This is a genomic window from Pseudomonadota bacterium, from assembly GCA_034660915.1.
Classification (GTDB): Bacteria; Desulfobacterota; Anaeroferrophillalia; order Anaeroferrophillales; family Anaeroferrophillaceae; genus DQWO01.
This window is the reverse complement of sequence record JAYEKE010000150.1, coordinates 24,549-34,075: the sequence shown is the minus strand read 5'-3', so window position 1 is coordinate 34,075 and position 9,527 is coordinate 24,549. Positions and strand designations below refer to the sequence as shown.

Annotated in this window: 11 protein-coding genes; 9 read left to right on the top strand and 2 right to left on the bottom strand. The window is 49.9% G+C overall.

Annotated elements, in window-relative coordinates; genetic code table 11:
- Positions 1 to 259 (bottom strand): formate dehydrogenase accessory sulfurtransferase FdhD (locus U9P07_08960; GenBank protein MEA2109533.1); only part of this gene is annotated, 259 nt, incomplete at its 3' end.
- A 169-nt stretch (positions 260 to 428) separates the two neighbouring features.
- Between U9P07_08960 and U9P07_08955 the strand changes: the two genes are divergently transcribed.
- From U9P07_08955 to U9P07_08940, 4 genes are all read left to right on the top strand, one after another.
- Complete coding sequence (locus tag U9P07_08955; GenBank protein MEA2109532.1) at positions 429 to 917, top strand: nucleoside deaminase; 489 nt, start codon at positions 429 to 431, stop codon at positions 915 to 917.
- On the top strand, positions 918 to 2,246 hold the full coding sequence (gene ahcY / locus U9P07_08950; protein MEA2109531.1) for an adenosylhomocysteinase: 1,329 nt from the start codon (positions 918 to 920) through the stop codon (positions 2,244 to 2,246).
- A gap of 6 nt (positions 2,247 to 2,252) precedes the next feature.
- Positions 2,253 to 3,149, top strand: coding sequence for a GTPase Era (gene era / locus U9P07_08945; GenBank protein ID MEA2109530.1), 897 nt, complete (start codon positions 2,253 to 2,255; stop codon positions 3,147 to 3,149).
- 491 nt (positions 3,150 to 3,640) lie between these two features.
- Positions 3,641 to 4,642, top strand: a complete 1,002-nt coding sequence (locus tag U9P07_08940) for a PfkB family carbohydrate kinase (GenBank protein MEA2109529.1) — start codon at positions 3,641 to 3,643, stop codon at positions 4,640 to 4,642.
- Here U9P07_08940 and U9P07_08935 read toward each other — a convergent pair.
- Complete coding sequence (locus U9P07_08935; protein ID MEA2109528.1) at positions 4,608 to 4,802, bottom strand: hypothetical protein; 195 nt, start codon at positions 4,800 to 4,802, stop codon at positions 4,608 to 4,610. The genes U9P07_08940 and U9P07_08935 overlap by 35 nt on opposite strands.
- 74 nt (positions 4,803 to 4,876) lie before the next feature.
- Between U9P07_08935 and U9P07_08930 the strand changes: the two genes are divergently transcribed.
- From U9P07_08930 to dapB, 5 genes are all read left to right on the top strand, one after another.
- On the top strand, positions 4,877 to 5,431 hold the full coding sequence (locus U9P07_08930) for a DUF4416 family protein (GenBank protein MEA2109527.1): 555 nt from the start codon (positions 4,877 to 4,879) through the stop codon (positions 5,429 to 5,431).
- Positions 5,398 to 6,246, top strand: coding sequence for a diaminopimelate epimerase (gene dapF, locus U9P07_08925; GenBank protein ID MEA2109526.1), 849 nt, complete (start codon positions 5,398 to 5,400; stop codon positions 6,244 to 6,246). The genes U9P07_08930 and dapF overlap by 34 nt, the downstream gene beginning before the upstream one ends.
- 25 nt (positions 6,247 to 6,271) lie before the next feature.
- Positions 6,272 to 7,147: a 4-hydroxy-tetrahydrodipicolinate synthase gene (dapA, locus tag U9P07_08920; GenBank protein MEA2109525.1), complete on the top strand. Its 876-nt coding sequence runs from the start codon at positions 6,272 to 6,274 to the stop codon at positions 7,145 to 7,147.
- Positions 7,148 to 7,417: 270 nt separating this feature from the next.
- Positions 7,418 to 8,425, top strand: a complete 1,008-nt coding sequence (locus U9P07_08915; GenBank protein MEA2109524.1) for an NAD(P)H-dependent glycerol-3-phosphate dehydrogenase — start codon at positions 7,418 to 7,420, stop codon at positions 8,423 to 8,425.
- A gap of 285 nt (positions 8,426 to 8,710) precedes the next feature.
- Entirely contained in the window at positions 8,711 to 9,523 is an 813-nt protein-coding gene (gene dapB / locus U9P07_08910) for a 4-hydroxy-tetrahydrodipicolinate reductase (GenBank protein ID MEA2109523.1), read from the top strand.
- The last annotated feature ends 4 nt before the right edge of the window (positions 9,524 to 9,527 follow it).

The following is a 9,527-nucleotide window of genomic DNA, read 5'->3' as shown; positions in this document are numbered from 1 at the left end:
CCTTATTTTTATTGCCGGGTTCTAACTGAATATTGCTGATTTCAGCGGCAGAGTTTATAATCCCCCCGGCAAAAAGGATGCCGACAGCCATGAGCTCATCATCAATTGGCGTCCGGCTGGTGCTCAGGAATGGATGGTCGTTGACGATTATCTTCAGAGGAATTTCGTTGATCAATGGGAGGTTGATGGCTTGGGGGTCCCGGTTGTCCTGGTAGCTGATGACTGGGCATTGACTGCTTGCGGCTGAGAGATAGGTCATTTGATATAGCCTTTTAAATATCAGAAGTGTTCGGTTAACAAAGTACTATTATCACAAAAAGTATACCGGGCAACAGTGATAAATACCAATTATTAATCGTTTTTGGCCGCAAATATTTTTTCTGTTTAAGGGTGGTGGTTTTCTTGACAGTAACCGGGCGATTTGTTAGATGAATCAGAACTTGTGGGATAGATATTATATGTCCCTGGCCCTCGATGAGGCGAGGCTGGCTTTTCTGGCCGGAGAAACCCCGGTTGGCGCCCTGGCTGTGCGTGGAAATGAAATCATTGCCCGGGGCGGGAATCTCAAAGAACAGAAACGGCTGGCTTTTTCCCATGCCGAGCTGGAAGTGATGACTCAAGCCAGCCGGGTGGTAGGTGACTGGCGCTTGTCGGAAGTGACCATTTATGTGACCTTGGAGCCCTGCATCATGTGCGCTGGTGCCATGCTGCAGGCCCGATTGAAGCGCCTGGTGTATGGTTGTGCCGATCCCAAAGCCGGAGCCATTGAATCGTTGTATTCCCTGGTTGAAGATAGCCGCCTGAATCATCAGATCTCTGTCAACGGCGGGGTACTGGCCAGCCAGTCGCAGCAGATATTGCAACAGTTTTTCCAGTTGTTAAGAATGAAAAATAAACATTTAAAGAAAGGCAAGTAAATGGATAACTATCACGTTAAGGATTTGAATCTGGCATCAGAAGGGCGGTTGCGGATTGAATGGGCAGCCCAGAATATGCCGGTACTGGAACTTATCAATGAGCGGTTCAAAAAGGAAAAACCCCTGGCTGGAGTTCGCCTTTCCGCTTGCCTCCATGTGACCACGGAAACGGCCAACCTGGCGATTACCTTGAAAAACGGTGGTGCTGACCTGGTTTTGTGTGCCTCAAATCCCTTGAGTACCCAGGATGACGTGGCCGCCGCCCTGGTGGCTGACCACCAGATTCCGGTTTATGCCATTAAAGGCGAAGACAATGTTACCTATTATGAACATATTCGGGCGGCGTTGAAGCATTTCCCTGCCATTACCATGGATGACGGGGCTGATCTGGTTTCATCCCTCCATTTTATTGCCCTGGATAAACTGGCTGAGGTTAATCCGGTGGTCAGAGCCTGGGCTGAAACGCTGTCAGTTGAAGAGCGTCAGCAGTTGATTTCCGGAGTTATTGGTGGGACTGAAGAAACCACTACCGGAGTGATCAGACTGAAAAGTATGGAGCGTGACGGGGTTTTGTGCTTTCCGGTGGTGGCAGTCAACGATGCCAGTACCAAACATTTTTTTGATAACCGTTATGGAACCGGGCAAAGCACTCTGGATGGAATCATCAGGGCTACTAACCGTTTGCTGGCCGGCACTACGTTTGTGGTTTCTGGCTACGGCTGGTGCGGCAAAGGCCTGGCCATGCGGGCTAGTGGTATGGGGGCTAATGTGGTGGTTACCGAGGTCGATCATCTGGCAGCCCTGGAAGCGGTTATGGATGGTTTTCGGGTGATGCCTTTGTTGCAGGCGGCTGAAATCGGTGATTTCTTCTGTACAGTTACCGGTGATATGCATGTTATAGATCGGGCTCATTTCGCGGTGATGAAAGATGGGGCGATTGTTGCCAATTCCGGTCATTTTGATGTGGAAATTAATCTGGATGCCTTGGCTGAGATGGCCGTAAACCGGCGGCAGATCCGTAAATTTGTTGAAGAATTCACTTTAGAGGATGGGCGCCGGATCAATGTTTTAGGTGAAGGCCGGTTGGTAAACCTGGCAGCGGCTGAAGGACATCCTGCGAGTGTTATGGACATGAGCTTCGCCAACCAGGCCCTGTCAGCCGAATATATGGTGCAAGAAGCTAAAACCCTGCAGCAGAAAGTTTATGCGGTTCCCCGGGAAATTGACCTGCGCATTGCGGCTTTAAAACTGGAAGCTATGAAAATTGGAATTGATACCCTGACGGCGGAGCAGGAAAAATACCTCAATAGCTGGGAGCTGGGAACATAAGCTGATATGACGGTATTTCATTGTGGCTACGTGGGAATTTTCGGCCGTCCAAATGTGGGGAAATCAACCTTCCTCAACCAGGTTCTGGGGGAGAAGATTGCCATCGTTACGGCGAAACCGCAAACTACCAGGAACCGGATTGTCGGGATTAAAAATCGTGAAAATGAGCAGTTGATCCTGGTTGATACCCCGGGGATTCATCGGCCGCGAGGTTCCCTGAATCAGGCCCTGATGGATTGTACCATGAGTGTCCTGCGGGATGTGGATGTGAGCCTCTTTCTATTTGCGGCCGATCAGAAGACTTTAAGCCCCGGAGAAAACGATCTGCTGAACATCCTGGTGCGGGAAAAGCGGCAGTTCATACCGGTTATCAACAAGATTGATCTGGTTGACCGGCAGGTTGATGACTTACCATTGGTTCAGCAGCTGGCCAAATACCTTCCGGATCAAAAGAGTTCAATCCAGTCAGTTTCCGCTCTGACCGGCGAGGGGGTTGAACCGCTGGTTGAGAAACTGTGCCGATTTCTTCCTGAGTCACCGCCTCTTTTTCCCCAGGATGTCAATACTGAAATCAGCGAGCGCTTCTGGGTCCAGGAGGTGGTACGGGAAAAAATTTTTCAGTTTACCCATCATGAGGTGCCCTATTCAACCGCGGCGATGATTGACTATTTCCATGACCGGGAAACCAGATTGTCGATCGGGGTGACGATTTTTGTGGAGCAGCCATCGCAGAAGGGGATTATTATCGGCCGCCAGGGACGGATGTTGAAAGCTATCGGGACGGCGGCCCGCAAAGAAATTGAGGCATTAGTCGGGATCCCGGTTTTCCTGGAATTGTGGGTATCGGTGGAAAAGAACTGGACGAAGAATCCGGCGGCTCTGGAGCGGTTTGGGTATAAATAGAAAAAGGTGTAAGGTGTAAGGTGTAAGGATATAATACCCTAAGCTGAGCTATTAGCGTTTAGCCATTAGCAATTAGCTTTTAAAAATCAGGGCTTTACGATGGTTACTAACAACACCCCACGGGTGAAGGTTGATGATATTAAACATCTTGTAATTATTGAGCTAATAGCTAACTGCTAAAAGCTAATCGCTTAATTTAGGAATACCTGATGCGGGAGCGAGTCCCGCAACCCAAAATTCTTTTAAACCACAGAGGACACAGAGGACACAGAGAATATTGTATGTCGAACAGGGAATTTTGAATTTCGACATTCGCCATTCCCTGTTCGACATTCGCCATTTCTCTAGAGAGATTACTGCATTTTGAACTCTGCGCTCTCTGTGTTCTCAAGTGAGCGTTAGCGAACGGGTGGTTAAAAAAATTTCTTGTTTTTTTTACCCCTCAAGGGGGTACTGAAAAGAGTGACAGACTTTCAGGAGTAAGGTACTAAATGAAAATGTTTTCCCGACAGCGGTTGGAAGATATTATCGCCGGGATTGCCGGCCTCCGGATCATGGTTGTCGGTGATGTCATGGTGGATCAGTTTATTCGTGGTGCCGTCGAGCGTATTTCTCCCGAAGCCCCGGTGCCGGTGGTTCAGGTGCAAAAGGAACAGAATCTGCCGGGCGGGGCGGCAAATGTGGTGGGTAATCTGGCAGCCTTGGGTGTCCGACCGGAAATTATTTCGGTTATTGGCCGTGATCGTGAGGGAGAACTCCTGGCGTCAATGCTGTCGGCAATGGATTGCTCGGACGGTTATCTGGTCAGTGATGAGCAACGCCGGACCAGTATGAAAACCCGGGTGGTTGCCCAGCACCAGCAGGTGGTTCGCTTTGATCATGAAACCCTGGGTCCTCTTGATGGTGTAACCATTGACCAGCTTCAGGAATATATTCGGGGGCTGTTGGTGAATATGGATGGGGTGATTATCTCTGATTACGGGAAAGGAGTTATAAATAAACCCGTTTTTGATGATCTGGTTGCAGGCTGCCAGGCGGCAGGGGTTTTCCTGGCGGTGGATCCCAAGGTGAAGAATTTTTCTTTTTATCATGACCTGGATCTGATTACCCCAAATACCATGGAAGCTTCACAGGCCTGCGGATTTTCTCTGGACACACCGGTGGCGGTCAAAAAATCAGGAATTTTCATTAAACAGCGGTTTCGCAGCGCCAGTGTTATTATAACCAGGGGAGAAGAGGGGATGGCAATTTTCCCACCTGCCGGCGATATGCTGTTGTTGCCCACCTTGGCCAAGGAGGTTTATGATGTGACGGGAGCGGGTGATACGGTCATTGCCCTGGCGACAGCAGCGGCTCTGGTTCCGGGAGTTTTGCTGGCTGAAGCTGCAGGAGTTGCCAACCTGGCTGCCGGAGTGGCAGTGGGCAAATTGGGGACGGCCCGGGTTACTCCCTCAGAGATTATTGATTACCATCAGAAACTGATGGTTTTGTAGAATACTCAACTTTCTGACTTGTGTTGTCAGGGACATAATTACCGGATGTTCGGGCTTGGCTCATAGCGGTATTGGCCGCCGAACGAATCACACGATGTGATTCGCGGCGGACGCCTCGGAAGCCGGCCATGGACGGCCGGCGAGAATGAGCGAGAGCCATGCCGGAACATCACTGTAAATTTATTTCCGCTGTTTTTAGAACAACTCAGAAAGTTGAGTAGAATAGAAAATACCGTGAACAGTAGTGTTGATAGTGCCAATCTTCCCGAACCGGTTTTACTGCTGGTCAGTATCCTGGGGCGTGAGGATGAAAGGCTGCTGGCAGTCGTTCCCGAGTTGGAAGAAAGATTTGGCCTGCTGGATTGCCTGACGCCCCGGTTGCCTTTTGATTTCAGTCCTTATTATGAACGGGAAATGGGCCGCCCGCTCTGGCGTCGATTGGCGGTTTTTGCCGAGCCATTTCACCGGCAGCAGTTGCCGGCGGTGAAAGCCCTGACTAATAAACTGGAAGGGCAGCTGGCCGATCCTTCTGGTCAGCGAACCGTGAACCTTGATCCCGGCTACCTTGCCATTGAACATCTGGTGCTGGCAACTACCAAAAAATCATATCATCGTCCTTATCTGGGTGAAGGAATTTATGCGGATTTGACCCTTATCTATCAATATGGGAGCTATCAGGCTTTGCCATGGACCTATCCGGATTATGCCAGTGAATACTACACCGACTTTTTTGCCGATTTAAGGAGTAAACTACTATGGCTGAGGAAAAGGGAAAAATGGTGCCGGTAATCCCATTCTGGAAAATGAATGGCAGTGGTAATGACTTTATCATGGTTGATAACCGGGAGGGAATTTTTCCGGATGATGACCGGGTAGTGCTGATTTCCCGCCTCTGCCAGCGGCAGACCGGCGTTGGAGCCGACGGGATCATCCTGCTGGAAAATGATCCGGAGGTTGATTTTGTCTGGCGTTTTTACAATGCCGATGGTTCCGAGGCCGAAATGTGTGGCAACGGCGGCCGCTGTGCCGCCCGTTTTGCCTTTCTGCATGAGATGGCCGGAACCCGGATGACCTTTCGCACTCTTGCCGGCCTGATAAGAGCTGAAATTAACCAGGATCAGGTCAAATTGGAATTACCTCCGCCAGTGGATTTCCGCCGGGAGATTGTTCTTGAAGCCGGGGATGAAACCGTGACCCTTGATTTTATCAATACCGGCGTTCCCCATGCGGTGCTCATCGTCGAAGACCATGAAGTGGCCAGGGTCAAGGAAATAGGGCGTTTACTTCGTTTTCATGACCAATTTCAACCGGCGGGTACTAACGTGAATTTTATTTCAGTGGCTGACCGCCACAATTTGAAGGTGCGGACCTATGAGCGGGGGGTTGAGGATGAAACCCTTGCCTGTGGTACCGGTTCGGTTGCCGCCTGTCTGGTGGCCAGCGCCAGGGAACTGGTAGATTCCCCCACCCGGGTTGAAACTAGATCCGGGGAAAAGCTGCTGGTCTATTACTGTCGTGCTGCTGCCGGTTTTACGGAAGTTTTTCTTGAAGGGGATGCCAAAATAGTATATGAGGGAAACATAGTGCAGGAATTTTTATCGTAGCCCGTTATTTTAAGGAGGATGTCCCATGTTTTCTGGTTCCATGGTTGCCATTGTCACCCCGTTTACTAACGGCAGCATAGATCAACAGGCCCTTCGGGCCCTGGTTGAGTTTCACCTGGAAAATGGGACGGATGCCATTGTTCCCTGTGGAACTACCGGCGAGTCCGCGACCCTGTCCCACGCCGAACACGATCAGGTAGTTGAGCTGGTTATTGAGGCGGTTAACGGTCGGGTTCCGGTGATTGCCGGTGCTGGATCAAATAATACCGCTGAAGCAATCCGCTTGACCAGGCATGCTAAAGAAGCCGGTGCCGACGGTGTTCTGCTGATCACCCCCTATTATAATAAACCGACCCAGGAAGGCCTTTTTCAGCATTTTTCCGCCATTGCCGGCAAGGTGGAAATTCCCATGGTTCTTTACAATGTTCCCAGCCGGACCGGCATTGATATGCTGCCGGCAACCGTTGCCCGCCTGGCTGAAATTCCCCAGATTGTCGGGATCAAGGAAGCCACCGGCAGTATAAGCCGGGCAACGGCGATCGTCAATTCCTGCGGTCCTGACTTCTCCCTGATTTCCGGAGACGACCCGATATTTTTCCCCCTCTTGTGCGTCGGTGGTAAGGGAGTGATTTCGGTGACGGCCAATATTGTTCCAGACCTGTTTTCTTCTTTGTATGACCATTTTACGGCTGGTAACCTGGACGCCGCCCGGGAGCTTCACCTGCGGCTGCAGAAGTTGATTCAGACCATGTTTATCGAAACGAATCCTATACCGGTAAAAGAATCTCTGGCAATGATGGGGAAGGTGAAACAGGAACTGCGTTTACCACTTTGTCCTTTGGCTGACAGCAACCGGGAAGTGCTCCGGAGTGTACTCAAGGAGTACGAGCTGATCTCCTGAATACCTGTTGATGGCTTCGCAAAAACTCCATCTTCTTCGTTATGCTGCAACCTTCGTTACTGCAGCGTACTGTAAAAGTACGCCTCATGCCTCAGGTTTTGCCTGCCTCGAATATGAAGCTTTTACTGTGCCATCGGTTTTGTGGTTTTTTACGAGGGCATCACTTTTTATCCAGGATATTTTGCCGGTATCCAATGAAAAAAGCTGCCTCGGCAGCTTTTTTGGTCTGAATGGCAGCAGACTGCTGGGAAAAAACTTTTTTCAGGGAGAGTGGCGATGAAAATCGGGGTGATTGGCGCTGGAAGCTGGGGTACCGCCCTCGCCAATATGCTGGCAGAAAAGGGTTATCCAGTTACCTTGTGGGCTTACGAAAAAGACCTGGTTGAGAGAATGAAGATGACCCGGGAGAATGATTTGTTTCTGCCGGGTTTTTCCTTGTCTTCAAATCTTGTCTTTACGGCTGATTTATCCGCGGCGGTTACCGATAACAATGTGGTATTGCTGGTTTCTCCATCCCAGGTCATGCGTTTAGTGGTCCAGCAGGCCTTGGGAGACTTCAATCCGGAAAGTCTTATTGTTTCTGCTTCCAAAGGGATTGAGAACGGGACTCTGTTGACCATGTCCCAGGTTTTGCGGGAGTTGTTGCCCCAATCATGTCATCAGCATCTGGCCGTGATTTCCGGCCCATCCTTTGCCAAAGAAGTAGCTTCAGGAATACCGACGGCGGTGGTGGCAGCAGCGCCGCAACAAGATATTGCTGTACAGGTACAAAATATTTTTACCAGTGCAGCTTTCAGGGTTTATACCAATAATGACATTTTGGGGGTTGAACTTTGTGGGGCATTGAAAAATGTCATGGCTTTAGCGGCCGGGGTTGCGGATGGCTTGGGTTTTGGTCTCAATACCAGGGCTGCCCTGATCACCCGCGGTCTGGCGGAAATCAGCCGTCTGGGTCTGGCCCTCGGAGCCCAGGCGGCAACCTTTTCCGGGTTGGCCGGTATGGGTGATCTGGTCCTTACCTGTACCGGGGACCTTTCCCGTAACCGGTCTGTGGGGATAGCCCTGGGCCAGGGTAAAACTCTGGATGAAATTCTTGACGGTATGAACATGGTTGCGGAAGGGGTGAAAACTACGCTGTCGGCTTATCAACTGGCGGCAAAGGTTGGTGTTGAAGTGCCGATTACCGAACAGATGTACAGGATACTTTATCAGCATAAAGATCCAAGACAGGCCGTTACTGACCTGCTGGCCCGGGATCTCAAGGCTGAAGGTTGTTAGAAAAATGTAAATATTCGACTAGCTCTAAAAATAACTAACTGTGATATAATATTCAAAAGAACGGACTTTTTTTGCAGTCTGGATTGCTGGATTGTTTTTTCTCACGGAGGCACAGAGCCACAGAGATGTGTAATCAAAACGTGGTTTTCTCTGTGTCTTCGTGACTCTGTGAGAGTCATTTTGTTTTTCATTGTTAAACGAATATGTACAAAAAAATAAAATAAGTGCCGGCCTAGAAAGCTTTGGCTGGCGGGGAAAATGAATTAATGAGTTGGGGGAAAGTGAATGATTAAAATAGCCATGACCGGTACACTGGGGCGGATGGGATCAGTCATGAGATCTCACTTGAAAAACCAACCCGATTTCAAGCTGGTGCTGGCCGTCTCTCATCGACTGGGAAATCAGGAACTTGATGCTGAACAGAAACGGGAACTGGAAGGAGTGCAACTGGCGGGTTCCTTTTCGGCTGTTGATCCTGAAGCTATTGATGTTATTGTGGATTTTTCGGTTCCCGAAGCGGCAGTGGAATATGCCCGCTATGCCGGCGTCAATGGGATTCCCATGGTTATGGGAACTACTGGTTTTAACCAGGAGCAACTGGATAAGCTGGCCGGATATCTTGCTGATGTTCCCTGTCTGGTCAGCCCGAATATGAGCCTGATGATGAATGTGGTTTATCGTCTGGTCAGCAACGCGACGGTTGTCCTGGATGATTATGATGTGGATGTGGAAATCATTGAACGGCATCACCGGGGAAAACGGAATGCTCCCAGTGATACTGCCTTAAAATTGGCCCAAATTGTGGCGGAAAAACGGCACTGGCCATTCCCTGAGGTGGTTAAGCATGATCGCTGGGGTATGATTGGTGAAAGGAAACAACAGGAAATCGGCATTCAGTGCTTGCGGGGGGGTGATGTTTTCAGTGAACATGGGATCATGTTTGCAGGCCTCGGAGAGCACATTGAAATTATTCATCGGGCACATTCCCTGGAAAGCTATGTCCGGGGGGTAACCAGGGCTCTGCGTTGGATCATAAATCGCCCTCCCGGCGTCTATGATATGTTGGATATGCTGGGGCTGCCGGAAGTTTTATATTAAAAGA

What these genes read in the sequence shown, in the direction of transcription:
- dapA (MEA2109525.1), top strand. Translation starts at nt 6,272, where the DNA reads ATGTTTTCTGGTTCCATGGTTGCCATTGTCACCCCGTTTACTAACGGC.
- ahcY (MEA2109531.1), top strand. Translation starts at nt 918, where the DNA reads ATGGATAACTATCACGTTAAGGATTTGAATCTGGCATCAGAAGGGCGG.
- dapF (MEA2109526.1), top strand. Translation starts at nt 5,398, where the DNA reads ATGGCTGAGGAAAAGGGAAAAATGGTGCCGGTAATCCCATTCTGGAAA.
- U9P07_08940 (MEA2109529.1), top strand. Translation starts at nt 3,641, where the DNA reads ATGAAAATGTTTTCCCGACAGCGGTTGGAAGATATTATCGCCGGGATT.
- era (MEA2109530.1), top strand. Translation starts at nt 2,253, where the DNA reads ATGACGGTATTTCATTGTGGCTACGTGGGAATTTTCGGCCGTCCAAAT.
- dapB (MEA2109523.1), top strand. Translation starts at nt 8,711, where the DNA reads ATGATTAAAATAGCCATGACCGGTACACTGGGGCGGATGGGATCAGTC.
- U9P07_08935 (MEA2109528.1), bottom strand. Translation starts at nt 4,802, where the DNA reads ATGGCTCTCGCTCATTCTCGCCGGCCGTCCATGGCCGGCTTCCGAGGC.
- U9P07_08955 (MEA2109532.1), top strand. Translation starts at nt 429, where the DNA reads ATGAATCAGAACTTGTGGGATAGATATTATATGTCCCTGGCCCTCGAT.